The organism is Halobacillus sp. K22 (assembly GCF_052246795.1).
Lineage (GTDB): Bacteria > Bacillota > Bacilli > Bacillales > Halobacillaceae > Halobacillus.
Genome location: NZ_JBQQCN010000003.1, coordinates 131,835 through 157,460 on the forward strand (window position 1 = coordinate 131,835; position 25,626 = coordinate 157,460).

Below are 25,626 nucleotides of genomic sequence, written 5' to 3' on the forward strand. Positions count from 1 at the left end.
GGTTTTGCTCTTTTCTTGTTTTATCCCTTCCTCCTATTCCTATTAGGAATTTCATCCTTCTTTTACATACGTGCTCATCCTCTTTAACCATTCCATATTCACCTGGAATTTTGCTTTTTGATTAAGTTCTCACCTGATACACTTGATCCAGTCCTCCCTAGAATTCTACATAAACGCACGCCAATCCTCACATCATTCAACAATGGGTTTAGGAGAAAGGTTTGAGTGAAAAAGATATACTATATTTCGGAAGAGGAGACTAAAAAATGAAAAATGTAAGATGGGGAATCATCGGTTGTGGTGATGTCACCGAAGTGAAAAGTGGGCCTGCATTCCAATTAGCAGAAAATAGTTCATTGACGGCGGTTATGAGGAGGAATGGAGACCTGGCGAAGGATTACGCTGAACGTCACGGTGTTCCGAAATGGTATGATCAAGCTGAAGATTTAATCAACGATCCTGAAGTGGATGCTGTGTATATCGCAACTCCTCCAGCTTCTCATAAAGAATACACCCTGAAGGCAGCTGAAGCAGGAAAACCGGTATATGTGGAAAAACCAATGGCTCTGAATGTCGAGGAGTGCAAGGAAATGGTCGAAGCCTGCAACCTACAGCAAGTCCCTCTATATGTAGCCTTTTACAGACGTTCTCTGCCTCGGTTTTTAAAAGTAAAAGAACTTCTCGACAATAAAGAGATTGGAGACATTCGTTTTGTTTCCATCCAGCAGACACAAAAACTAGTGCAAAAAGACGAGAACAATAACCTACCCTGGAGAGTTCAGCCTGAAGTAAGCGGCGGAGGCCTGTTTTATGATGTAGCCTCTCATACATTAGATTTGTTTGATTATTTACTAGGACCTATTAAAGAGGCAAAAGGAATCGCGTCCAATCAAGCGAAAGCTTACCCGGCAGAGGATATTGTAAGCGGAACTTTCCTTTTTGAGAGTGGAGTACTCGGAAATGGTGTCTGGAATTTTTCTTCTTACAAAAATGAAGATATCAACCGAATCGTAGGCTCCAAAGGGGAAATCACTTTTTCCTCCTTTGATGAAAAGCCGGTGACACTTATTAAGGAATCAGATACCCAACAATTTATTATCGAACGGCCCAAACATATTCAGAAGCACCTCATTCAGGAGATTGTAGATGAACTTACCGGTAAAGGAAGCTCCCCAAGTACGGGTGAGACCGCTTTACGTACCAATCGTGTGATGGATGAACTGGTGAAAGATTACTATCAGGAATAATTAAGCGTACTAATAGGAGGATTTAAATGCCACAACCCATTCGAATTGGAATTATTGGAGCTGGAGGAATTGCCAGAAGTGCCCATATTCCGAGCTACCAAAGCTATGGTCAGGACGTTCAGGTTATAGCTGTGGCTAACCATAATAAAGATAAAGCCGTAGAATGTGCAGAAGAGTTTTCTATCCCTTATGCCTATGAAGATGAACAACAGATGCTTGAAGAACAGGAACTGGATGTGGTCAGCATTTGTACCCCAAACAAATTCCACGCTTCTCAAGCGATTGCAGCTTTGCAGGCTGGATGCCATGTGCTTTGTGAAAAGCCGCCGGCGATGACGGTGGAGGAAGCAGAGAAGATGTCCTTGGAAGCAGAAAAAGCTGGAAAAATTTTAACCTATGGTTTTCATTTCCGTTTTCAACCTGAGGTGGAGACGTTAAAGAAATACATTGATGGTCATGAATTAGGCGAAATTTATGCAGCACAAACACATTATAACCGGAGAAGGGGAATCCCGGGCTGGGGCGTATTCACGAATAAAGAACTCCAGGGCGGAGGAACGCTTATCGATAATGGTGTTCATATGCTGGATACAGCCTTGTATTTAATGGGTTATCCTAAGCCTAAAACGGTTTTAGGGGCTACTTATCAAAAGATTGGTCAGCGTCCCGGAGTAGGTTTAATGGGTGAATGGGATTATGAAAACTTTTCAGTAGAAGATATGGCGAGGGGAATGATTACGTTTGAAAACGGTTCTTCTCTAATATTTGAATCTACTTTTGCCGCGAATGTAGAAGAGCTGAGCAGCAAAAAAGTATCCGTTATAGGTGACGAGGGCGGAGCGGATCTTTTTCCACTAAAAATATTCCAGGAAAAATACGACACCCTGGTAGATACAACTCCTGCCTATGTAGAAAATCGGGATGCAAACGAATACCTTATTCATGATTTTATAGACTGTATTCTCCATGACAAACAACCATTAAGTACTCCATCAGAAGGTGTGCGGATCCAGCAAATTATCCAAGCCCTTTATGAGTCAGCAAAAACGGGAGAAGCTGTAAACATAAACTGAATTTAGTGAAGGCTAATTCAACTTTATAGTTCGTTATTCAGAGGTTTATTCTTCCACAAGAGGACTGTTTTCTGTAAGACCCAGTTTCGAGATAACTCGGGTCCGGTGCCAAAATATAGACTGGGGCGGCCCAGTATCGGGAGCTTAGCTGTAAGATGAATGCGGGGTTTTAACTGAGCTTTAACTATAACTAAAAGCAGTCACTGGAAAAGAATTGTACTCAGAAGAGTATGGTTCTTTTTTTTAGTTCTATAAGAATCAAGCAGTTGAAATCTTAGGAAAAGAAATTCTACATGAAATCCTATCCTCTACTCAAACTAGTAGTGGGAGGTTTCGTGTATGAAATTAGTTAACATATTTGTTTTCTTATTGCTTATTTCTCCATTTAGTCAAAGCGGGGATATATCAATCACGCATCAAGGAAAAGAAATAATTACCATTCACCCAGGTGATGTGCTTATGAATACAGTTCTCCAGCCATTTACAGACCATACTAAAGTGGATCAAATTATGGAGCAAGTGGGGAAGATCGTTAAAGAAGAACCGATTAACGCTAAAATAGGTGAATCTGGTGAAATAGTAGCTGAAAAAGCTGGTTATAAACTCGATCCTAAAGTCTTTACTGAAAAGTTGTATGATTCTCTTTACAGCCAAAGTGAACGTAAAATTGAAGTTCCATTGGCCACCATTCATCCGAAAGTAGACAGTGAGGTTCTTGCCAGTATCCGTGCTAAAATAATTGGTCATTATGATACGTATTTCAATTCCAATAACAAAGAGCGTACCCATAATATTCGGCTGGCTGCTGAGAGCATCGACAGTACGGTAGTGTTTCCGGGGGAAACATTCTCTTTCAATAAAGTGGTTGGAAAACGAACGAAGGAAAAGGGGTACATGCCTGCCCCGGTTATTGTCAGAGGTGAAGTGTCGGAAGGAATTGGCGGAGGAATTTGTCAGGTTTCTTCAACCATCTTTAACGCCGTAGACAATGCAGGGGTGCAAATTGAACAGCGTTATTCCCACAGTAAACGAGTGCCTTATGTACCGGAAGGCCGGGATGCAACGGTCAGCTGGTACGGACCTGACTTCACGTTTAAAAACATATATAATCAGCCATTACTGCTCCGTGCCAATGTATACGGCGGGCAGATGAGTGTTTCGGTTTATTCCTCAGATGTAATTAATTTCGAATCGAGGGACATACCAGGGGCTTCAAAGAAACTGCCGGAAGAAACCGAATTAGAGCACCGGAGAGTAAATTAGGTGTTATTCTCTATAATTATGTCGGGTGTAGATAGGGAAACCACCCGTACATGAAAAATAAATTTTATATAAGGAAGTGAACATATGGAGTGGCAGATAGCAGAACTGACAGAACAACAAAAAAGAAGCATTATGGAGCTTGAGAGTGAATTAGGTTATATACTCATCGCTTATGATAATGGGAAACATGGCTTTTCCACATCGGATGACAAAGTGGAATACTACTCCATGTTACACGGGACAGTAGAAGATTAAAGCAGGTTATCTGAGGACGCTTCTATAATCATGACAAAAAAGTTTAGCACCCTCAGTTGTTTTTTCTGCTATACTAAAAAGTAATTACACGTTAGGAGTTGATGTTTTATGGCAATCACAATGAAGAATTTTAATCATGCATCCATCACATTATTCAGTGGAGGACCTATCAACTTCTGACGTCCTCCGCGCTCAGGAGGAATTAAATGAAACGGAACGTAAGAAAAGATTTTCATGAGCATTTCAGCAAACAAATGAACGAACAGGAACAAGCGGGGCGTGTGGTTCGAGCTACTCATGGGATTTATAGCATTACAGCGGGAAACCAGTCCTATACAGGCTCGTTATCGGGACGCTTTCATAATGAAATAACCGAGAATAGAAACTACCCGGCCGTAGGAGACTGGGTTATTTTTCAACCTTATGATAACGATACGAAGGCTTTAATCCACCGGGTTCTACAGAGAAAAACCTTGCTTTCGAGGAAAAAAGCGGGTACAGGGAATGAAGAGCAGGTCATTGCAGCTAATATTGATGCTGTATTTATCGTTACGGCTCTGACGAAAGAGTTTAACGTAAGGAGATTGGAACGATACGTACAGCAGGTGTATGAGAGCGGTGCAAGACCGGTAGTAGTTTGTACAAAACGGGACTTGTGCGATACGGTCTCGGAAAAACTCTGGCAAGTAGAGCGTGCCGCCCCTGGCGTTCAGGTGTATGCGGTTGATAATATGACAGGAGAGGGGATGGATTCGCTCCTTGAGGAAGTAAAAGAAGGAGAGACCATATCCTTAATAGGTTCCTCAGGAGTAGGTAAATCCACCTTAATTAATCGACTGCTTCATAAAGAAGTCCAGGCCACAAAAGATGTCCGCGAGAGCGATGGCCGGGGACGTCATACCACTACGCACCGGGAGTTATTTGAATTACCGGGAGGTGCCTTTGTAATTGACACTCCGGGGATGAGAGAGTTGCAGCTTTGGGGTGATCAAGAAACGATAGAAGGGACCTTTTCTGATATCGAAACCTGGAGTCAGCAATGTAAATTCAGGGACTGCCAGCATGAGCAAGAACCAGGATGCGCAGTTCAGCAGGCTATTGCAGAGGGAGAGCTTGAAGTTGAACGGCTGAATAGCTTTAATAAACTTAAACGTGAATTGCACCGTTTGGAGCTGAAAGATCAATACGGAACTCATCGAACGAATCGCATGCTTCATGGTCCTAATAAAGGAAAGTTTTATCCCTCATAAAAAATACCCCCATCTTAGATGGGGGTATTACTTTTTATTTGTTCATATACTTGTCGACTTCCCACTGGCTGACTTGAAGAGAATAGTCGGTCCATTCTTCTTCTTTATCATCAATATAAGCCTGCGCTGTGTGCTCGCCTAGCGCATCGAGAAGAACTTCATCCTTCTTAAGAGCTTCAATTGCTTCTTTTAAGTTTGTAGGAAGGGTTGGTACACTGTCGTCATCAACTTCATACAAGTTACGGCTTTCTGCTTCTCCTGCATCCAGTTCATTACGGATACCTTCAAGTCCAGCTTGAATAAGAACAGCCAGCGTCAAGTAAGGGTTCGCTGTTGGGTCCGGGTTACGCACTTCAAAACGAGTTCCTTTCCCGCGCGTAGTCGGTACGCGCATCATACAGCTTCGGTTGGAGTGAGACCAAGCTACGCTTACAGGAGCCTCATATCCAGGAACTAGACGCTTGTACGAATTAACGTTAGGATTGGTGATGGCAGCAATTCCACTCGCGTGATGAAGAATTCCAGCAATGAACTGTTTCATTGTCTTAGAAACGCCATCTTCAGCATCTTCATCGAAGAACGCACTATCGCCGTCCTGGAATAAGGAAAGGTGGCAGTGCATACCGGAACCATTCTCGCCAGTAATCGGTTTAGGCATGAAGGTTGCGTGATAGTCATGGTTCGTTGCAATATCTTTTACAACGTTTTTGAATGTCTGGATATTATCTGCCGTTTTCAGCATGTTGTCAAAACGGAAGTTAATCTCATGCTGACCCATGGCAACTTCGTGGTGAGAAGCTTCCATTTCAAAACCATATTTTTTAAGCGTGCGTACGATATCACGACGCACTTTATCGCCTTTATCTTTAGGAGAAGAGTCGAAATAACCAGCTCGGTCATTGAACTTTCTAACTGGATATCCGTCTTCATTAAGTTTAAATAGGAAGAATTCTGGTTCAGGACCTACGTTAACGGTATAGCCCATATCTTCCGCTTTTTGCATAGCGCGTTTCAAAATATAACGAGGGTCACCTTCGAAAGGTGTACCGTCCGGCTTATAGATGTCGCAAATAAAGCGAGCACTTTGATCTTCGTCTACCAGGGAAGGCAGAACCAAGAACGTATCTAAGTCTGGAACAAGGTACATATCACTTTCTTGGATGTCAGAGAAACCTGAAATGGAAGAACTGTCAAACATAGCTTCTTCGTTTAATACCATATCTAGTTCATCGATAGGGAGTTCTACGTTTTTAGTTTCCCCAAGCATATCTGTAAATTCTAGTACGATGAATTCTACTTTGTGTGCTTGTACTTCCTGCTTAATCGTTTCTTTCGTGTAAGTCATACATTACCCTCTCTTTAATTTATTATGAGGAGTTTCGCTCCAAGGGAATTGGAGTAGAACCTCACTTAGTTGGTGTATGTAAGGAATTCTAACACAAAGTGTTATTAGTTCTCAAACATCTTTTTTACTTTTACCCCGCATCCTTCCTCTTTAAACCTTCTCAGTTCAGTCATGCCACAGGATTTACGGATTTAAAAAATTTTTAGAAATATTTGAATCTCCTCATCGTATGCTTACTAGTAGAGGTGATAAATGGTGAAGCGTACGTACTGGGTAATTCTTGGACAGGCAATAATGGTATTTATTTATCTATGGATCGCTTCTCTGTTATTCCAATATTTACAAATGAAAGCTAATGAAGCAGACAGCTTTTATTTGTATCTGTTATTTAGTCAGACTGCGTACATTCCTGTAGGCTTTTTAATGGGGGCAGGCTCGCTGATAAGAGAGTGGAATACTAGAGGGAGATTTAAAATGAATAGATTTTTGATTGCTTTATTGGTAGTTCCTTCCCTTTATATATTATTTGTACCCTATTTTCTACCCTTTCCATCCATAACGCCTACCATTATCTTAACAAATCCTTCAGCCGGGACCGTTATCCAAGTTATGGCAGGTTACGCTTTTGTCAAAAGCATTCATAAAATGAGTGAACGGTAGGGAGCATGTCATTCTCTATCCGTGCGTTGGTTGATTAATCGTATCTTACAGCGATAAGTTGGACGAGAGGCTATTTTTGTCTTATAATCGTCACTGTAAAAGACGTACATAACTACGCACATGGAGAAAGGAAGATGACAATGAGTAAAACATTAATCTTTGGCCATAAAAATCCTGATACAGATACAATTAGTTCAGCGATTGCTTATGCCGCACTAAAAAATTCACTCGGCTTTGATACAGAGCCTGTCCGTTTAGGGGAAATTGGTGGAGAGACGCAATACGCTCTTGATTATTTTGACGTAAAAGCACCAAGGCTGGTCGAGAAAGTTTCTGACGAAGTTGAGCAGGTTATCTTAGTTGACCATAACGAGCGCCAGCAAAGCGTGGAAGATCTTGAAGAAGTTAAAATCCTGGAGGTTATTGATCATCACCGTATTGCTAACTTCGAAACGGAAGGGCCTCTTTATTATCGTGCTGAACCCGTGGGCTGTACGGCTACGATTTTAAACAAACTTTATAAAGAAAATAACAAAGAGATCTCTAAACCGATGGCCGGACTGATGCTTTCTGCCATTATTTCTGACTCTCTATTGTTTAAATCTCCAACGTGCACAGATGAGGACCGTCAGGCTGCTGAAGAACTGGCAGGTATTGCAGGCGTGAACGCAGAAGAGTACGGACTGGAAATGCTAAAAGCAGGTGCTGATATCAGCGGACAGTCTGCCGAAGAAGTTATTTCCCTTGATGCTAAAGAATTCTCAATGGGTGACAAAAACGTTGAAATAGCTCAGGTGAATACCGTGGATACGGATGATGTTCTTGCCCGCAAATCAGAGCTTGAGCAGGCTATGGAAAAAGCTGTAGCAGATAAAGGATCAGAATTGTTCTTATTGGTCGTAACGGACATCCTTACGAATAACTCTACAGTTGTAGCGGTTGGGAATAAAGAAGCTGTTGCGCAGGCGTTTAATGTGACTCTAGATGGCAACCAGGCTGTACTTGAAGGCGTAGTTTCCCGTAAGAAGCAAATCGTACCGCCGTTGAATCAATATTTCGCGTAAACTTAAAAAACGATCCTTAAGCAAAAGGACCGTTCAGGGATCGCCGAGTTTAACTCGGCGGTCTTTTTTTCTATCTGTTAAACTTTGTAGATCATTTATATTTAAAAACTTATTAAGCTATAGGGCCGTTTACTTTAAGACTCAGTTTCGAGATATTGGTTATGAGGAAGGTCCTGCGGGGGACGATTTCGCTTTCCGCGGGCATGTGCTGAGCTTCCTCGGGCTTAACAGCCCTGCGGGATCTCACCGATCATGTTCATCCCGCAGGAGTCTACATCGTCCCCCTCCGGACCTTGCCAAATCAGCAACTCGAAGCCACTTGAGATATCTTCTTGATGCACAAAATGAGCATGGGAGCTTTTCTTTAATAATCAACACGGTGATTTAGAGGGGCGGTTGGGTTATTGGAAGATTTGGTTAAACTTCTGTATTTCCCCGGTTACTGAACGGAATACGTCTTCGTCTGCCACTGAAAAATCCTCAGCAGAAGTGATCTTTGTAATCTTACTAATAAGATTACTTAGTTCCTTATCCACTTGCTCAGCACTTCTGTTCTCATTTTCAGTTTGGCCTACCGAGTAGTCCGTAATAATGAAGTCTAAGGTCCGGAGGGATTCCGTGTATTCCCTGAACCATTGCCCGCTTAAAAGGCTGCTTCTCTGAGCAGTGTTGAACAACCGCGTTTGGTCATGTAAATCCATCAATTGATCCGACAACAGAGAGTCAAGCTGGAAATTTTTCTGCTCTCCTGATTCTCGCTCATGATACAAATTAAATGTCTGCTTCACGTCTTCGAGTTTACGTGGCAGCTCTTTGACCGCGGAGGAAGACGCCTGAACAGCAAAAGACTCGATAGGCTGAGACTTTGAGGCATCGTACCACATATACGTTAAGATGATGGAAAGAAATAAAAGCGTTATCGACGTTACCTTGTAAATCTTTAATTTAGTCACGATTCATCTCATTCCATTCTTCTCGCAGCACGCCCATTCGGATGGAATCGTAAAATTCACCTTCGTAAATTCGGCATTTCCTCATTCGTCCTTCTAGTGTTAATCCTAACTTCTCTCCCACTTTCATCATTCGTTCATTTTTCGACCAGGTCGTTAAACCAGCACGCACAATAGGAAGCGATTGAAAAAGATGGTCAATCCATAACGATAATGCTTCTGTACCGTAACCGCCATTCCAGTAGTACGGGTCATAAATGCCGATGCCTACCTCCAGCCATAAAGAGGGTTTGTGCTCCCAGTAATAAGTCACGGTTCCGATGATTTGACCTTCTACCTCGATCAGCAAGCGTGAATCCGGCTCATCCGGACCTAAACGTTCTTTGCGAGCGTTCTCATGGCTGCGGTAGCTTTCCAGCGTATGTGGTTCGAGAGGGTAGTAGGGGGCGTCCCATTTCTTCCACTCCTGTTCGTTTGAGTAAATTTTTTCCCAAAGCAGGGGGATATCTTCATCTTGAATGGAGCGCAGGGTTACTTTTTCCCCTGTTAAACGGGTGTTGAATTTTGAATTTTTCATAGTATACAAGCTCCTTAAGAGTTCTTCAGTTTTATCCTATCACAATGGAAGAATCAGGTTGAGTGTTTTCTCTTATTCTCAGCAGGGTATGAGTAGAAGAAGTTACATATGTAAGAGGTGAGTATATGATTCATGTCACGGCCTATTCGAATAAAGATGGACTTCAAAAGAACTTAACGCTTGAGCAACTATCCTCACTCGACTGGAACTGGTACTGGGTGGATTTTGAATCACCTACGGATGAAGAAGTTAAGCTGCTGGATAGCTATTTCCACTTTCACCCTTTAGCTATTGAAGACTGTCTTCACGAGCTGCAGAGACCCAAGTTAGATTACTATGATGACCATACATTTTTTGTTCTTCATTCCGTAAATCGAGAAGAACTTGAGAGGGAAGAAATCGATATTTTTCTTGGAGAGTGCGCCATCGTTACGTTTCACAAAGAGCCTGCTCCTTCGCTTGATATAGCTGAGCGGCTGCTCAAACGCAGCAAGGATATGAGCAAAGTAGATGAATATTTCATACTTTATCAGATCCTGGATAAAGTAGTGGATAACTATTTTCCTATCGTTTATGAAATTGAAGATCATATTAACGAAATTGAATCCAATACGAAAAACCTTTCCATGGAAAGACTGCTGGATGAACTGTTTGACCGCAGAAGTGAACTGCTTACACTGAGACAGACTGTGCACCCGATGCGTGATTTGCTCTATCGGGTACTGAACACACACCATTTAGAAGGGGTGCGTGATCGTAGTGAATATTTTGCGGATATCCATGATCACTTAATAAAAGTAGCGGATATTATCGCATCGAACCGTGAGATGACGCAGGATATCAGGGACAGTTATTTGTCTTTAAACTCTCATCAAACCAATCGAACGATGCAGATCTTAACAGTTATATCCGTTATATTCATGCCTCTGACTTTTATCGTAGGGGTCTATGGAATGAATTTTCAGCACATGCCTGAGCTTGACACTCAATATGGATATCTGGTCGTTTGGATCATTATGATTGGTGTATCTATAGGAATGTTCACGTGGTTCAAGCGTAAAGGCTGGTTCGATTAAAGAGGCTGAACTGGCTTACGTCTGAAGACTGAAAGAAAATCACCCGGCGGACTGTTATAGAAAAGACTGAATTCGACTACACTTTAAATATCATCAATCAAAGGAGATGAATTTATCGTGTTTAATGAATTAGAAGTCTCTCTTGACGTGCAGGAGCGCCGGACTAAATAATTTAAAAAAGCTATCCCAAATTAAAACGGGATAGCTTTTTTAGGTTATACATTCCGGGCGTGACTAAAGAGTGCCCGATTTTTTTGTGGATATATTAAAGTGGTTGTCTTGAAAAAACTAAAAACGAGTAGAATTATTGAGTGCTGGGATAGGGAATCTCTAAGGTGACCTGGAGGATTAAGATTTCAAAACATCGTGATCAACGTAGCGTGTACCTTTAAGGGCGCTGATAACATTAACCGCTACTCGTGCTCCGTCTCCTGCGGTGATGATGGTGTGGACACTAACTCCGGCAACGGTTCCAGCGGCCCATACTTTAGGGTAAGATGTATGGCCTTTTTTATCCACCTGAATGATTTTGGCTATCCTTGGTTCAAGACCATCCTGTGTTTCTAAACCGAAAGACTCGGCTAATCTAACGGACATCCCCGTAGCAAAAATAATGTGTTCTGCATCATAAGAACCTTCAGATGTTTTAATTGTGTACATAGCTCCATTTTCAATAATCCGCTCAACTTCCTCTTTCACGAGATCCGTGCCGAATTTAACAGCTTGTTCCTGACCGGTTTGGAGCAGAGAAGGACCTTCTATTTCTTTTACTCCATAGTGATTTTCCACCCATGCTTTCGCTGTTATACTCTTGCCGCTGTCGAACATTACTGTCTTCACACCTGATTTCGCTGCAAATAAAGCAGCACTGGCTCCGGCTGGTCCTGACCCGATAATAGCTACATCATACATAGAAAACTCACTCCTTAGGAAAAGTAGGTACACTTTCATTATATCGAATTTTAAGCAGGGAAGAAATCAGGTAGGTGAAATAGGGGATTATTTTTGCTTAATTACAGCGTGAAAGCATATCATATTGCCATGCAAGCTAGTCTTTATTTAGCAATCCTTAAACGTGTACACCTCTAATCTCCTGCCATTATTTGGAAATAATTAGTTGACATGTATGCATTAAAATGTGTATGTAGGAAGAGACTGCCCAAAAATTATCTTACGGATGGAGGTATTAAGTATGTTTGAAGTCTGGAAGACGGATTCACAAGATGATCCTTACAGATTAAGTAGCGTAGGTACAAAGACTATTGAAGATTTCGAGAAAAGCCTAAAGAGAAGACTACCAGAGGAATACAAAGATTTAATCCGGAAACAGAATGGGGGCCGCATTACACATAATTCAGTTAACGTAGGTGAGTTTTCAGATGAAGACGATTTAGAAATTGACCATATTTATGGTTTGGGTAGTCCGGGCTTATTAGATAGTTCATACATAATTAAGGAATGGGGGCTCCCCAAAAACATTTTAATATTCAACGGGGAAGGAAATGATTGGTTTGCCTTGGATTATTCTACAGAGATTCCTGCAGTCATTTATATTGAATGGGATAGTGAGGAAATAATAAAAGCAGCATCAAGCTTTGGAGACTTTATTAAGAACCTCACGAATAAGGAATTAATTTCAGCAAACGAGGAAGACGAGTGGACCTGGACTAAAGAGGAAGCTGAAGCTATTTTATAGGAGAAGATAATTCTTTAATAACGGAGGGGCTCTTTAGTTTTCTTTATACAGAGGATTTAGAATGGTATTTAGACAAATTAAACCAACTTTCCAACCACTCTAGCCTATTAGTAAGAGAAGGGGTAGTGAGTGTACTAAGAGATAGCTTTGAATACATGTTCTCTGAAACCCAAATGTCTTCAAAAGAAACATTAATAGATATTTTAAACAAGTTAAATAAAGATCAGGATAAATATATTAGATTAGAAATAAGCGAAATAAAAGAGGAGTATATAATTAGATGACTTATGGGAGAACGATTGGTCTTTTATTACGTGAACAAAATCGCCAAAGCCATAAAAAAAGAACTCAATTCCTTTAGGAGGTGAGTTCTTTTTAGTGGATCAAGATCCATATTCCACGTGCTGTAAGTATTTATCTCTATGGGGGTTAAACGAATATAGACGTATTGCTATTTATGATAGAATCTGTGTACTTTCTCCGGCAGCTAGCCTCTGAGATGTTCTCCTGCCACGAGTTTTCAATCTCCTGAAAGGTTTTTTCCACTTCTTCGCCGTCAATAATCATAACAAGCGGCTCTTTAATATCCATTAATAGAAAAAATGACATAAGCTTTGGCAGGTGGCCACCGTCAGCGATCAAATGGTTTTGGTGTAAATAAACGTTCTGATTGCTTCTTGAAACTAATTTGTAGAGTTTCATAACCTGGTTGGTTTGTAAGGGTTGGTGCAGGTGCAATTGATATGATGATAGTTCTTCCATCCTTGTCACCTCCATGTTCTCTGCTTGCTTTAACACTACCCGGGGGTCAAGGGTCCTAAACCTGATTCCCCGTTTTTTTGTTAATGTTTGTAAATCAATTTCCTTGTCATACCGCCGTCCACAGTCAAATTTTCTCCTGTAACAAAATCATTGGATTGATCAGTTAAGTAGAAACAGGCTTTTGCGACATCCTCAACTTTTCCAACTCGATTAGATAAGTGCTGGTCATGATCGACCTCTCGAAGCTGTTCATAGTTCTCTGTCTGAATCCAGCCCGGACTGATGGAATTTACACGAATGTTATAATTAGATAGAGAGGAAGCTAAAGCGTGAGTAAGTGCTATGATGCCACCTTTACTTGCCGCATAAGCCTCCGAATCGGGTTCAGACATGAAAGCCCGTGTCGAAGCTATATTGACGACTCTTCCCTGTATTCCTTCATTCTTCCACAGCTTTCCGGCTCGTTTGGAAAATAAAAAAACGCTCCTTAGGTTGGTCTGAAGCACATCATCCCACTGATCGATATCCAGCTCGAAAAGCGGCTGGAATGAACTGACTCCGGCATTGTTAATTAAAATCGAGATGGTGCCGACGTGTGCTTTTATCTCATCGAATAAATCATCTATATTTTTCGGATCGCGTACGTCACAGTAAAAAAAGAAACCGCTCCCGCCGTTCTCTCTAATTTCTCCGACCAGCTGTCTGCCATGTTCTTCATCTATGTCACAGGCAATCACGGTAGCACCCTGCTCGGCATAGGATAAAGCCAGGCCACGGCCGATTCCATTACTTGCGCCCGTGATTAAAACAATTTCATCATGAAAATTCATAGTAATCCCTCCTGCCTCCCTTTACCTTAATGCATTAATTCGTAAACCTTTGTCGGATAATGGACTGAATAAGGCTTGTAGAGCAGGGTGGAACATGGTATTATCTTAAAAAATTGGAGGTGATCGTATCAAACGCGTAACATTAGTCGATGTATTTAAACATCGTATTACACAGAAATATTTACAGCGATCAGGCATCCATCACGCGGTCACCGTAGCGGGTTATGCATATGATATGGCGATTGAATCCAATGTAGATCCGGATCTTGCGACAAAATCAGCTTTACTTCATGACATGGGACATTATGAGTGGTACCGGGACGGGAAATGGGACTACGAAGAATACCGAAAACATGATATTCATGCAATTAAAGGAGCAGAACGCGCTCATAAATTACTGATCCGGCTCGGGGAAGACCGTCTGGTGGCTAAAGAGGTATCGCTTGCCGTACTTCTTCATACAGACAGTTATCTGCCTTTTTCGCTCGAAGCCCAGCGAACAGACCTTCAAGAAGTGGTGAGAGTAGCCGATGAAAAAGATGAGCAGCCATCCGGACTGCATCACTATAAGCAAATGGACAAGAGCGAAGCGATCCAATTATTACACCAATTGGATCTGAAAGTTGAAGCAGCTTTAGAAGAACGGGGAGAGCTTTCTAGTTAAATAGTATAACTTTTTTCCTAATTAGGCTTTACTTTTAAATAACCCTTCTATATAATTTCCATTGAAAGCTAAATTTTCTGAAAGCGAGGTCGACATAAATGATGAACATAAAAATGACAGTAAACCAGACAATCGAACATCGGCCTGCGCAAATAGGAATTAGCGAGTAAACTTTTTCATCAATTTATTCATAACTGCCGCAGGTTACGCATATTGTATTCCTGTGGCTTTTTTAATGAAAGCATTATATCGTTTGCTTAAAACGAAGCCACAGGGGACCTGTGGTTTTTTGTTATGCTATCATAGGGTAATTTTACCCTTTTGATATAAAAATACACAAGTTTAGGAGGTGGAAAATATGACGTTTCATTTGTTTATTTTTAAAATTCAAGTAAGTAGACGCCAGGAAGAGAAATATGCGCCGTTGCCCGGATACCATCCGTCTGCAGAAGAGCAATGGCTGGACCGAAAATCATCTTTTATCCATTATATGTAATTCTAAAAGGAGTGAAAAATTATGAGCAGCACACTAAGGATGGAATTTATGGATTGGTTAAACGACGAGAAGGATACCGCTTAGTTATGTAGTATTGGAGGGTTAAACATGCGGATCAATGTGCTTATTTTTACGATTTATATCCAAAAGCTAGACCGGGCAGCAAGAGATCGCTCAGTCCAAAGGTCAAAAGCAATTGGAGAACAAATCAATCAAACTAATTTAAAATACACCTCATTATAAGGGGCGCCCCCAGTCATTATTGGCTGGGGGTTTATCATTTCTAATAAAGTAATAACGTGATATAAGAATCGAAACCTTTGAAAAATACTGTCAAATCCGTTAAGGTCAGGAAAAGATGCTCTGGAGAAAATTTTAAATAGAAAGGCTTTGTTGACATGAATTTACATAGAAAACCTATGCCTGTACCGGATGCTGTAGATTCGGTTTTAACTTATAAAAAGAAGGCTGAGGCTGAAATTATTCCGTTGGAGTCTTCTGATAACCGGACATTAGCAGAAGATATAGTCGCTACTCACCCGGTTCCTCCTTTTAACAAGTCGCCTTATGACGGTTTTGCGTTACGGTCCGAGGATTCAGAAGGACTATCAAAGGAAAATAGCGGGCATTTCCGAGTAATGGAAACCGTGGGGGCGGGTCATCGTGCCAGCCGGCCATTAAAGGAAGGAGAAGCCGTTCGCATCATGACGGGGGCAGAAATTCCTTCAGGCGCTGATTGTGTAGCTATGTTCGAAATCTGTCAGACCTATGAACAAGACGGGCAGTCCTGGATGACCTTAAAGCGCCCCATGGAAAAAAATCAGAATATCATTGAAAAAGGATCGGAAACCAAAGAAAATGACCTGCTGGTAGAAGCTGGCACGAAGGTTAACCCAGGAGTAAAAGCCCTGCTTGCCACTTTCGGTTATAGCGATGTTAATGTATATAAAAAGCCAGTTGTCGGCGTGTTCGCTACGGGGACTGAATTGCTGGATGTAGAGGAACCTCTGGAACCTGGGAAGATAAGGAATTCCAACGCCTTCATGATTGTTTCACAAGTGAAACGTGCAGGAGGAGAGGCTCATTATTTTGGAAAGTTAGAAGATGACTTTGATATTTGTTATCAGTCTGTATCCGAGGCTTTAGATAAGGTGGATGTGTTAATTACGACAGGCGGCGTATCGGTCGGTGATTACGATTTAATGCCTGATATTTATGAGAAATTAGAAGCGGACGTTTTATTTAACAAGGTAGCCATGAGACCAGGAAGCGTGACGACAGTAGCTTCCTGCCAGGGCAAGCTGTTGTTTGGATTATCAGGAAACCCTTCCGCCTGTTATGTAGGATTTGAGTTATTTACTTATCCCATCATTCTCTCCTATTTAGGACGGTCGCAGCCTTTCCACCAACGGATCCAGGCTACATTAGGGAAAGATTTTAAAAAGCCCAACCCTTTTACCAGATTTGTGCGGGGCTGTATACGGTACCGGGAGGGGAAGGTCTTTGTAGACCCTGTGGGTATGGACAAATCCGCCGTTGTGTCTTCGCTTGCCCATACCAATGTGCTCATTATGCTTCCAGGAGGTACAAGAGGCTATGAAAAAGGAGACAGCGTGGAAGCCCTTTTACTAGAAGATCAGACAGGACAGCAAAGTTTCTGAGACGACATAGAAGGAGTGAAGGTATGACCGATTATGTATTAGATCAGCATGAACGCCCAATGAAGGATTTACGAATTTCTGTTATTGATAAGTGTAATTTTAGATGTACGTACTGTATGCCGGCAGAGATTTTCGGTGATGATTATAAATTTATGCCAAAAGATGAGCTTCTAAGCTTCGATGAAATCATCCGCCTTGTTCAAATCTTTTCTAAATTTGGAGTCGAGAAAATCCGGCTTACAGGTGGAGAGCCTTTGATGAGGAAGGACCTTCACGAGCTTGTTGCCCGACTAAACGAGATAGACGGCATTAAAGACATTGCCGTTACAACCAATGCTGTGTTTCTCGTTAAACAGGCGAAGAAACTCAAAGCAGCAGGGCTTAATCGTGTGAATGTAAGTCTTGATGCAATTGAAGATGAAGTCTTCCAGCAGACGAACGGCAGAGGAATTAAAACAAGTCCTGTACTTAAAGGAATTGAAGCAGCCAGGGAAGCGGGCCTTGAGATCAAAATAAATATGGTTGTGAAAAAAGGTATGAACGAAAGCCAGATTCTTCCGATGGCTCGTTACTTCAAGGAAACTGGTGACACTTTGAGATTTATTGAATTTATGGACGTAGGAAACCATAACGGCTGGAATATGGATTCCGTAATCTCTAAAAAAGAGATTATTGAAGAAATTAACCAGGAACTTCCCTTAGTTCCGCTTGATGCAAACTACTTTGGAGAAGTAGCTTCCAGGTATCGTTATGAAGGAAGCGATGCAGAGATTGGAGTGATCTCTTCTGTTACAGACGCATTTTGCAGTAGCTGCACGCGCGTGCGTCTTTCAGCAGATGGAAAGCTGTTTACCTGTCTCTTTGCTTCCGAAGGTCATGATATTCGCAAATTACTGCGAGAAGGCGAGCCGGATGAGGCGATTGTATCCAATCTTATTAAGATCTGGACGAGAAGAGATGATCAATACTCCATCGACCGTGCGAAAGGAAAACCAACGAAGAAGAAAATAGAAATGTCGTATATCGGCGGCTGAAAAAAGCCGGGTACCCCTTGCAAGGGCTACCCGGCTTTATTACTAGGGTTTCTAAAGCGTTAGTGAGAATTTAATAAGCTAGATCTTCCGCTATAGGAACTGATAGTTGAGGACTCGCTTTCGAGTTATTTTGTAGAGATAGGGGCTCCAGGGAACGACTCGCTTTCCGCGGGAGAAGGAGCGAGGCGAGCCCCCACAAGGAGTGTTAACGACTGAGGAGGCTTGCCAGTTCCCCCGCAGGAAAGCGAGTTGTTTCCGTAGCCGCCCCATCCTTTTTTGGCAATGGACCCGAGTTATCTCGAAACTGACTGAGTCTTCCAGAAAAGGGAGCTTTACTGGGTGAGTAAACAACGAGGGTTTATGGTATTAATACAATCTTTCCGGTTTTACCGGCTTTCTTAAAGTAAGTCTGGGCTTCTTTGGCTTTTTCCAGAGGGAAAGTACGATCGATGACTGGTTCAATCTTTCCTTCTGAAATGGCTTGAAGCATGCGCTTGAATTCAGCTCGGGTTCCTAGCACCGATCCATAGAGAGTGATATGCTTTAGGTAGAGCTTACGAAAGTCCAATTCGGTCTTCTGTCCGCCGGCAGATCCGGACGTACAGAATTTACCGCCTTTTTTCAGTACTTCCAGAGAAGTAGAAAACAAAGCGTCTCCCACGACATCTGCGACAGAATCGATCGGTCCGCCGTTGGCCTCAATAATCTCTTCGGCCAGTCGCTCAGATCGATAAGAAAGTACGTGGTCTGCACCCAGTTCTTTCAACCTTTCTTCTAATGCTAAGTCTCCTACAATGGCAATAACTTTGGCGCCAAATACTTTAGAAGCAATTTGTACGTTTAACGAACCAACGCCTCCGTTCGCTCCTGTCACCATAATAGTCTCTCCTGGCTGTACTTGAAGTTGTTCAATCATATGCCAGGCTGTCATTCCACTGACCGAGAACACCGCGCTTTCCGTGTAGTCAGAGAGGGGCATGTCAAAGCATAGCTCCGCAGGCCAAACTACATATTCAGCATAGCCGCCATCGTACTCTGAGCCAATAAAAGACATATCCTCTGCTATATGTTCCTTGCCTTCATCTCCGCTTGAAGTGAAAGGGAAAACCACCACATCTTTGCCAATCATACGCTCGTCTACCTGGTCGCCGATTTTTTCGATAGTACCTGTAATATCAGATCCTGGTATGCGCGGAAACTGGACACCTTCCGGCCGCCAGCCTGATTTGCCTCCTGTTCCGTAGGCCCCTTCTCTCATCCAAATTTCTGTATTATTAATCGCACAGGCTTTTACTTTAATTAATACCTCTGTGCTTTTAGGTTCCGGGATGCTTTTTTCCACCACTTCTAATTGATCGACATCCCCATATCCGGTTACTTGAACTGCTTTCATTGAATAATTACCTCCCTGTTTGTATTCTAAGCTTGTCTCTATTAGCTTACACGTAATTGAGCCGTTCATCCAATCTGCAAGTTTAATGAATGAACAATCAAGCTGCCTGGTTTTTTAATAAAGGGTCTGTTAAACTTCCTTGTTGATCTTAAGGATAAGCTCACGTTACTGGAAGAATCAGTTTCGAGACTTTTGTGAGAATTAGGGGTCCTGCGGGGGACGATTTCGCTTTCCGGCCCTGCACGACGCAGGGTCGTTTAAGGCCATAGGAAAGTGTTCAAATGTGGAATCACCCCGATAGACACGAACAGCATAAGCCGACCATCAAAAGGATGGCGGTTTTTCCATCCGTTGATGATCGGCTTATGTCTCGAGGGTCTGGGTGATGGAACAAGACGAGTTATTTCCCCACCAGCCCTTCTCACCATTTGATTAACGGATCCATTTATCTCGAAATCGAGTCTTCAACAATCCGGCCCTATTGTGTAATAAGCCTCTTATGAAAATCAACAAAAAACTTTAACGGAGTCTTAAATAAAAGCTAGGTTCTTTACGTTCTCTCTATGCTTAAATTACTCAGCCTTTGCTCAAATCGTAACCGTCCTCTATAATATAGGTAATATGTGTTTGTGGAGGGGAGATTCCATGAAAACCTTTAAATTAATTTCTTTGGATATCATAGAAGAGAAACACGAAGATATTACTCAAAGACGGATTAAACTGCTTGATGGACTCATTATTAACCGTGAAGACGATCATGGCCGGTGGATCATAGAAGCATATGTGGATCAAAGCTATCAGGATTTTTTCCAGTCTATGTGCACCAACAATGAGGAAATTATGGTACAGGTGAAAATTACAAAACCAAGCAACCAGCCTGCTACATTTCTAGTGACACCGATTGATACAAATGTAATTGGGGATCATATTAATGTCATATTCATGGGGTCTATCGTTAATCGCCAACAGGAGCAAATAGAGAAGACTCTGCGGCAGCTAATGGATGAAGGATATCAGAATGAAGAACTGCTGGCTGCTTTCAAGAAAAAAGCAGAAGAATCCTCTTCATAACTTGCTCCATAGCTCCTTACATAGGAAAAGTATTCAAAAAAGTAAATCAGGTAAAGAAAATTATAAATCACCCTGCTATAATAGGAATGGTGTTCAATCATTAAGTCGGAAACAGCATGGTTAAAGGAGATATCGTATGTGGGTGAGAAGAAAGAGCCTGCGCTGGCTGAATGAATTATCGCCATTTCAATTAATTGCCATATATTATCTAATTGCGGTTACCATTTCATCTATACTAATTGCCTTGCCAGTAGCCCATAAGCCGGGTGTAAAACTGGAGTTCATAGACGTATTATTCACAGCTGTCAGTGCCGTGAGTGTAACAGGCTTGACTACTGTTACAACGGCGGAGACATTTAGTACGACCGGGGTATTTATATTAGCTTTAGTATTACAGTTTGGCGGAATTGGAGTTATGACACTCGGCACGTTGATCTGGCTCATGCTCGGAAAAAAAATAGGTTTAAAAGAACGTCGTCTCATTATGACAGACCAAAACCGGACTTCCTTCCAGGGGATGGTTCAAATGGTCAAAGAAATAGTGCTCGTAGTACTTCTCATAGAATTAATCGGTTTTCTAACTCTTGGGACGTATTACCTTCAGTACTATGATCCTGGCGAAGCTTATTTACAAGGATTTTTTGGGACGATTAGTGCTATGACAAACGGTGGTTTTGATATTACCGGTCAATCTCTTATTCCTTTTAAGGATGACTATTTTGTCCAATTTATTAATATGATCTTAATAATTGCAGGAGCAATTGGTTTTCCAGTGCTTATTGAAGTTAAACAGTATTTATTTAATAACAATGATGTTCAGACGATTCGCTTTTCACTATTTGCCAAGCTGACCAGCTTCACTTTTTTTGTGCTTGTTCTGCTTGGGACTGTTATGATTATCATTCTTGAGTTTAATCATTTCTTTGCGGGCAAAGACTGGCATGAAGTATTTTTCTATGCCCTGTTTCAGTCAGTCACCACAAGGAGTGGCGGGCTTTCAACCATGAATATTAACGAATTTACGGAACAGACGCAGTTATTTATGTCTTCGTTAATGTTTATTGGGGCATCGCCAAGCAGTGTTGGGGGAGGAATACGTACAACTACATTTGCGCTTGTTGTCATATTCATTTTAACCTTTGCCAGAGGAGGCAGTCGGATTCGTTTGTTTAGAAGAGAGGTTCATAATGAAGATTTAAACAGAGCCGTGGTGGTTATGATGATGGCCATGCTGCTTTGCTTTATTGCTTTAATGGCTTTATCAATCAGTGAACCGTTTACTTTAAATGAACTATTATTCGAAGTGTGTTCCGCGTTTGGAACGGTGGGACTTTCGCTGGGTATTACACCGGGAATGACCTCGTTCGGGAAAATAGTATTAATGCTTCTCATGTTCCTCGGCAGAATCGGTATATTGACTTTCTTATTCTCTTTCCAAAAAGACAAAACAAAAGGGGATTATCATTATCCGAAGGAAAGGTTAATCATTGGTTAAATCAAAAAAGGCACAGCCCTATGGCTGCGCCTTTTTTTGATCGTAATTATCAATCTTCCGGATTTATAAACTTCTTTGTCACTGGAAGATCAGTCATTTACATTAGCAGTAAAATGCTGCACCTACAATCACCAATAGGATGAACAATACGACGATTAAGGCAAAGTTGTTCCCATAACCAGCTCCACCATATCTTCCGCAACGTCTTCCTCCGTAAGGATAGCCTCCGTACATAAGCTCACCTCCTGTTGTTTACACTCTCAGCGTATGCTGGAGGCAGCAAATGTGTATGGTTATTCACCCAGAGACCATTAATTCATAAATGTGGAAGGAGCCATTTTAATAATTTTGCTCTTTTGGTGGAGGAATTCCTTTTGGGAATCGTTTAAGTTTTGTTCACTGCATTCAATCTCTTCACACCAGTGATTTAACTGCTCATTGATCAACCTTTTCTGATCAGGAGAAGAAGTCACATGGGAAGGGAAATAAGGTCCAGAAATTCTTTGGTTAGCGTACATCACCATCAGCCTCCTTGCTTGCTTATTATTTGCGAATCTTAAGAAATTATGAAGGAGTCTTAGGTTTAACGGCGAAAAGGATAGTTTACATACAATCGTGCGAGGATGTGCTTCCCCTGGTTTCTTCCTCGATAATAAGGGAACGCGAATGGGAGAGGTATTTACAGTAATAACGAAAGAAGCACATGAGCACATCGAATAGGGGCTATCATTCGTTTACTATATAGATATTTTGTATAATGATTTTAGATTAGCCGTTATATAGAGAGAAGGTGAGCGCGATGAAAAAAGTGGCAGTGATAGGAGCAGGACCTGGAGGATTAGCTTCGGCTATGATCCTTGCTTCAAAAGGTTACGACGTTCATGTATTTGAGAAACAGCCATTCGTCGGAGGAAGAAATGGTCATTTTTCTCTTGGCGACTATACATTCGATATAGGTCCAACGTTTCTGAGTATGCCTCATATCGTCGAGGAATTATTTGAAATGTCCGGCAGAAATGCCCATGATTACATGGATTTAATTGAACTTGCGCCCATGTACGAACTTCAATTTGACGGAAAACGGGTGCCGATGTACCGGGACCGTATGAAAATGCTGAACGTGATCTCCAAGCATTTCCCAGGCAATGAAAAAGGCTACGTCCGTTTTATGAACGATACGAGAAAGAAAATGGACGCCTTGCTTCCTTTGCTTCAGACGCGCCATAATAAGCTGACCGATTATGTAAGTCTGCGTGCTTTAAAAGCACTCCCAAAACTATCGCTAGGAAAATCCGTTTATCAAGTGTTATCCGATTACTTTACAGATGAAAAGTTAAAAATTGCTTTTACATTCCAGGCGAAATATTTAGGCATGTCTCCATGGGAATGTCCGGGAGCTTTTTCAATTCTCTCATATATGGAACATGAGTATGGAGTCTTTCATCCAAAAGGCGGAGTCAACCAGCTTTCCAAGTCCATGGCAAAAGTGACCGAAGAACATGGAGGGAAGATTCACCTGGGGAACGGCGTGCGTAAATTTAAGACAGAAGGTAAAAAAGTCGTAGGCATTGAACTCGATTCCGGAGAAGAATTTGAAGCGGATGAGTTCATTGTAAATGCTGATTTCGCTAACGCCATGAGTCATATGGTAGAGGGGGATGAACTGAAAAAATATTCAGAGAAAAATCTGGCTAAGAAAAAATATTCCTGCTCCACGTTTATGATCTATGTTGGATTGGATAAACTTTATGATCAGATGCCTCACCACACGATTCTCTTCGCGGAAGATTATAAGAAAAATGTCGATGAAATGACGAAAGATCTTGTTCTTTCAGATGAACCATCGATCTATATTCATAACGCAAGTGTGACAGATGATACATTAGCACCAGAAGGGCATTCCGCTGTTTATATTTTAGCGCCTGTACCTAACAACTACTCGGAAATCGATTGGGACGAAAAGCAGGAGACATTTAAAAATCTAATTTTTGATGAGCTTGAAAAGAAAACAGGATTCACTGACATTCGTGATCATATTGTCACAGAGAAAGTGTTAACTCCAAAGCAGTGGCAGACTGATCATTATGTTCATAAAGGCGCTACGTTCAGCCTGGGGCATCAGCTTTCTCAAATGATGTATTTCCGCCCTCATAACCGTTTTCAAGAGTTGGATCACTGCTGGCTCGTCGGCGGAGGAACGCATCCGGGAAGCGGACTGCCAACCATCCTTGAGTCAGCCAGAATTACGACAGGCTGGATCAGAGAGGAGGCAGAGACCTCATGAAGCAGAGACATACGACTATCGTTGGCGGTGGGATCGGTGGCTTAGTAACGGCCCTGCTGCTTTCCAGAGAGAACGACAGAAAGATTACCATTTTTGAAAAGAATGAGTATCTGGGCGGTCGACTGACTTATGAGAAAAATGGGCCTTACAAAATCGACCAGGGACCGACCATTGTTCTGTTGCCGGAAATGCTGCTTAGCATATTGGAAGAAGGCGGTTTTGAGCGAAAAGATATTCCGCTGATTCCATGTGACCCGCTTTATGATATCCGGTTTAAAGACGGAAGTACGTTTACTAAATATTCGGATCCTGAACAGCAAAAGCAGGAATTGAAAGCCAAGTTCCCGGGCAATGAGAAAGAATTTGACCGGTTTTTAGAGGATATGAAAATTCGCTTCATCCGAGGGAAGTCTCAATTTTTGGAGCAATCCTTCGTGAACAAACGACATTTTTTCTCGAAACAGAATATTAAAACTCTGATTCAGCTGAAAGCTTATCAAAATGTTAAAAAAATGATGAGAAGCTATTTTTCTGACGAGCAGCTAATTGAAGCTTATACATTACAAACCCTTTATATTGGCGGTCATCCGGAACAGTCTCCTGCGATGTATTCGCTCGTTTCCTACAGCGAACATGAACACGGAATCTGGTATATGAAAGGCGGATATGCCCATCTGGTTGACTTGATTGTCGAGCGCTTAAAAGAACGTGGGGTAGAAATCCATACCAGCACGGAAGTGAAACAGCTTCACACGTCGCAAGCCAAAGTGCGTTCCATTACAGCTGGGGACGAGGAAGTTGCTGTAGATGAACTCATTCTAAATGGGGATTTTCCTACCATGGACCGGTTACTGCCTGAAGAGCGACAGCTTAAACGCAAATATACCCCTTCATCCGGCTGCTTGCTTCTATACATGGGATTGGATAAAATCTATCGGAATCACACCATCCATCAATTTTTTATGTCATCTAATTTTGATAAGCACATGAAGCAGGTATTTGAAACCAAAGAGCTGCCTGACGATCCTTCTTTTTACACGTTTCATCCTTCGATCATTGATGACTCATTAGCGCCTGCTGGTAAAGGGGTTCTCTATACCTTAATCCCTGTTCCTACCGGCGACGAGGTGGACTGGAGTAAAAAGGACCACTTAATTGAACATGTGCTTCAGCAGATGGAGGAGAGAGGATTTCCTGAATTAAGGAAACATGTGAACTGGATGAAGGTGAGGACGCCTGAAGAAGCAAAAAGAGACGGGCTCTATGGAGGTGGAAGCTTCGGAATTGCGCCAACACTGTTCCAATCTGGAGTGTTCCGTCCTCAGCTTAAGCCCTATTCTCTTTCAAATGTTTATGCGGTTGGTGCATCGATCCATCCAGGAGGAGGCATTCCCATTGTTATGCAGGGTGCTAAGCTGCTTTCGGATCATTTGCAAAATAGTTCAAAAGAAAGGCATAATTATAAGCGAGGTGTTTAGAG

26 protein-coding genes are annotated in these 25,626 nt (G+C 41.9%); 17 read left to right on the forward strand and 9 right to left on the reverse strand.

Annotation, left to right across the window (positions count from 1 at the left end; translation table 11 throughout):
• Nucleotides 1–266 precede the first annotated feature (266 nt).
• The 5 genes from ACTWPM_RS03700 to rsgA all read left to right on the forward strand — a co-directional run bounded on the left by ACTWPM_RS03700 (nucleotide 267) and on the right by rsgA (nucleotide 5,088).
• The gene (locus tag ACTWPM_RS03700; RefSeq protein ID WP_443131723.1) at nucleotides 267–1,247 is read left to right on the forward strand and encodes a Gfo/Idh/MocA family protein; all 981 of its coding nucleotides are present in this window, start codon (nucleotides 267–269) and stop codon (nucleotides 1,245–1,247) included.
• Between the two features lie 26 nt (nucleotides 1,248–1,273).
• Nucleotides 1,274–2,320 (forward strand): Gfo/Idh/MocA family protein, encoded by a 1,047-nt coding sequence (locus tag ACTWPM_RS03705; RefSeq protein ID WP_443131724.1) that lies wholly within the window; start codon nucleotides 1,274–1,276, stop codon nucleotides 2,318–2,320.
• A gap of 339 nt (nucleotides 2,321–2,659) precedes the next feature.
• Nucleotides 2,660–3,583, forward strand: a complete 924-nt coding sequence (locus tag ACTWPM_RS03710; protein WP_443131725.1) for a VanW family protein — start codon at nucleotides 2,660–2,662, stop codon at nucleotides 3,581–3,583.
• Nucleotides 3,584–3,667: 84 nt separating this feature from the next.
• The gene (locus ACTWPM_RS03715; protein WP_443131726.1) at nucleotides 3,668–3,838 is read left to right on the forward strand and encodes a hypothetical protein; all 171 of its coding nucleotides are present in this window, start codon (nucleotides 3,668–3,670) and stop codon (nucleotides 3,836–3,838) included.
• A gap of 206 nt (nucleotides 3,839–4,044) precedes the next feature.
• On the forward strand, nucleotides 4,045–5,088 hold the full coding sequence (gene rsgA / locus ACTWPM_RS03720; RefSeq protein ID WP_443131727.1) for a ribosome small subunit-dependent GTPase A: 1,044 nt from the start codon (nucleotides 4,045–4,047) through the stop codon (nucleotides 5,086–5,088).
• A gap of 34 nt (nucleotides 5,089–5,122) precedes the next feature.
• Here rsgA and ACTWPM_RS03725 read toward each other — a convergent pair whose 3' ends face one another.
• Complete coding sequence (locus ACTWPM_RS03725) at nucleotides 5,123–6,433, reverse strand: glutamine synthetase family protein (RefSeq protein WP_089753135.1); 1,311 nt, start codon at nucleotides 6,431–6,433, stop codon at nucleotides 5,123–5,125.
• 252 nt (nucleotides 6,434–6,685) lie between these two features.
• Here ACTWPM_RS03725 and ACTWPM_RS03730 point away from each other — a divergent pair, with 252 nt between their 5' ends.
• Nucleotides 6,686–7,093, forward strand: a complete 408-nt coding sequence (locus tag ACTWPM_RS03730) for a hypothetical protein (RefSeq protein WP_443131728.1) — start codon at nucleotides 6,686–6,688, stop codon at nucleotides 7,091–7,093.
• 140 nt (nucleotides 7,094–7,233) lie between these two features.
• On the forward strand, nucleotides 7,234–8,157 hold the full coding sequence (locus ACTWPM_RS03735) for a manganese-dependent inorganic pyrophosphatase (protein ID WP_443131729.1): 924 nt from the start codon (nucleotides 7,234–7,236) through the stop codon (nucleotides 8,155–8,157).
• Nucleotides 8,158–8,558: 401 nt separating this feature from the next.
• Here the strand turns inward: ACTWPM_RS03735 and ACTWPM_RS03740 are convergent, their stop codons facing one another.
• Together ACTWPM_RS03740 and ACTWPM_RS03745 are read right to left on the reverse strand one after the other, a co-directional pair.
• The gene (locus tag ACTWPM_RS03740; protein WP_443131730.1) at nucleotides 8,559–9,110 is read right to left on the reverse strand and encodes a hypothetical protein; all 552 of its coding nucleotides are present in this window, start codon (nucleotides 9,108–9,110) and stop codon (nucleotides 8,559–8,561) included.
• Nucleotides 9,103–9,684: a GNAT family N-acetyltransferase gene (locus ACTWPM_RS03745; protein ID WP_443131731.1), complete on the reverse strand. Its 582-nt coding sequence runs from the start codon at nucleotides 9,682–9,684 to the stop codon at nucleotides 9,103–9,105. Before ACTWPM_RS03745 ends, ACTWPM_RS03740 begins: the two co-directional genes overlap by 8 nt.
• 125 nt (nucleotides 9,685–9,809) lie before the next feature.
• Between ACTWPM_RS03745 and corA the strand changes: the two genes are divergently transcribed.
• Nucleotides 9,810–10,760 carry a magnesium/cobalt transporter CorA gene (gene corA / locus ACTWPM_RS03750; RefSeq protein ID WP_443131732.1) on the forward strand — a complete coding sequence of 317 codons (951 nt, stop codon included), beginning with the start codon at nucleotides 9,810–9,812 and terminating at the stop codon, nucleotides 10,758–10,760.
• Between the two features lie 348 nt (nucleotides 10,761–11,108).
• Here corA and ACTWPM_RS03755 read toward each other — a convergent pair whose 3' ends face one another.
• Nucleotides 11,109–11,672 carry an FAD-dependent oxidoreductase gene (locus ACTWPM_RS03755; protein ID WP_443131733.1) on the reverse strand — a complete coding sequence of 188 codons (564 nt, stop codon included), beginning with the start codon at nucleotides 11,670–11,672 and terminating at the stop codon, nucleotides 11,109–11,111.
• Between the two features lie 280 nt (nucleotides 11,673–11,952).
• Here ACTWPM_RS03755 and ACTWPM_RS03760 point away from each other — a divergent pair, with 280 nt between their 5' ends.
• Entirely contained in the window at nucleotides 11,953–12,456 is a 504-nt protein-coding gene (locus ACTWPM_RS03760; RefSeq protein ID WP_443131734.1) for an SMI1/KNR4 family protein, read from the forward strand.
• Nucleotides 12,457–12,885: 429 nt separating this feature from the next.
• Here ACTWPM_RS03760 and ACTWPM_RS03765 read toward each other — a convergent pair whose 3' ends face one another.
• A complete protein-coding gene (locus tag ACTWPM_RS03765) occupies nucleotides 12,886–13,218 on the reverse strand; it encodes a hypothetical protein (protein ID WP_443131735.1) in 333 nt (110 codons plus the stop codon).
• Between the two features lie 80 nt (nucleotides 13,219–13,298).
• Nucleotides 13,299–14,048, reverse strand: a complete 750-nt coding sequence (locus ACTWPM_RS03770; RefSeq protein ID WP_443131736.1) for an SDR family NAD(P)-dependent oxidoreductase — start codon at nucleotides 14,046–14,048, stop codon at nucleotides 13,299–13,301.
• 127 nt (nucleotides 14,049–14,175) lie between these two features.
• Between ACTWPM_RS03770 and ACTWPM_RS03775 the strand changes: the two genes are divergently transcribed.
• The 4 genes from ACTWPM_RS03775 (at nucleotide 14,176) to moaA (ending at nucleotide 17,903) form a co-directional block, all read left to right on the forward strand.
• Entirely contained in the window at nucleotides 14,176–14,712 is a 537-nt protein-coding gene (locus ACTWPM_RS03775; RefSeq protein ID WP_443131857.1) for an HD domain-containing protein, read from the forward strand.
• Between the two features lie 358 nt (nucleotides 14,713–15,070).
• Nucleotides 15,071–15,208, forward strand: coding sequence for a hypothetical protein (locus ACTWPM_RS03780; RefSeq protein ID WP_443131737.1), 138 nt, complete (start codon nucleotides 15,071–15,073; stop codon nucleotides 15,206–15,208).
• 398 nt (nucleotides 15,209–15,606) lie between these two features.
• The gene (locus ACTWPM_RS03785) at nucleotides 15,607–16,869 is read left to right on the forward strand and encodes a molybdopterin molybdotransferase MoeA (protein WP_443131738.1); all 1,263 of its coding nucleotides are present in this window, start codon (nucleotides 15,607–15,609) and stop codon (nucleotides 16,867–16,869) included.
• 23 nt (nucleotides 16,870–16,892) lie between these two features.
• Nucleotides 16,893–17,903 carry a GTP 3',8-cyclase MoaA gene (gene moaA / locus ACTWPM_RS03790; protein ID WP_443131739.1) on the forward strand — a complete coding sequence of 337 codons (1,011 nt, stop codon included), beginning with the start codon at nucleotides 16,893–16,895 and terminating at the stop codon, nucleotides 17,901–17,903.
• A 358-nt stretch (nucleotides 17,904–18,261) separates the two neighbouring features.
• Here moaA and ACTWPM_RS03795 read toward each other — a convergent pair whose 3' ends face one another.
• Nucleotides 18,262–19,296, reverse strand: a complete 1,035-nt coding sequence (locus ACTWPM_RS03795) for a zinc-binding dehydrogenase (protein ID WP_443131740.1) — start codon at nucleotides 19,294–19,296, stop codon at nucleotides 18,262–18,264.
• 645 nt (nucleotides 19,297–19,941) lie between these two features.
• Between ACTWPM_RS03795 and ACTWPM_RS03800 the strand changes: the two genes are divergently transcribed.
• A complete protein-coding gene (locus tag ACTWPM_RS03800; RefSeq protein ID WP_443131741.1) occupies nucleotides 19,942–20,367 on the forward strand; it encodes a YwpF-like family protein in 426 nt (141 codons plus the stop codon).
• 136 nt (nucleotides 20,368–20,503) lie between these two features.
• A complete protein-coding gene (locus ACTWPM_RS03805) occupies nucleotides 20,504–21,862 on the forward strand; it encodes a TrkH family potassium uptake protein (RefSeq protein ID WP_443131742.1) in 1,359 nt (452 codons plus the stop codon).
• A gap of 102 nt (nucleotides 21,863–21,964) precedes the next feature.
• Here ACTWPM_RS03805 and ACTWPM_RS03810 read toward each other — a convergent pair whose 3' ends face one another.
• Entirely contained in the window at nucleotides 21,965–22,096 is a 132-nt protein-coding gene (locus tag ACTWPM_RS03810; RefSeq protein ID WP_087946066.1) for a YjcZ family sporulation protein, read from the reverse strand.
• Between the two features lie 77 nt (nucleotides 22,097–22,173).
• Nucleotides 22,174–22,380, reverse strand: a complete 207-nt coding sequence (locus ACTWPM_RS03815; protein WP_443131743.1) for a hypothetical protein — start codon at nucleotides 22,378–22,380, stop codon at nucleotides 22,174–22,176.
• A gap of 281 nt (nucleotides 22,381–22,661) precedes the next feature.
• On the opposite strand from ACTWPM_RS03815, the gene ACTWPM_RS03820 reads away from it, so the two are divergent.
• Both ACTWPM_RS03820 and ACTWPM_RS03825 read left to right on the forward strand, forming a co-directional pair.
• The gene (locus ACTWPM_RS03820; RefSeq protein ID WP_443131744.1) at nucleotides 22,662–24,146 is read left to right on the forward strand and encodes a phytoene desaturase family protein; all 1,485 of its coding nucleotides are present in this window, start codon (nucleotides 22,662–22,664) and stop codon (nucleotides 24,144–24,146) included.
• A complete protein-coding gene (locus ACTWPM_RS03825; protein ID WP_443131745.1) occupies nucleotides 24,143–25,624 on the forward strand; it encodes a phytoene desaturase family protein in 1,482 nt (493 codons plus the stop codon). Before ACTWPM_RS03820 ends, ACTWPM_RS03825 begins: the two co-directional genes overlap by 4 nt.
• Nucleotides 25,625–25,626 lie beyond the last annotated feature (2 nt).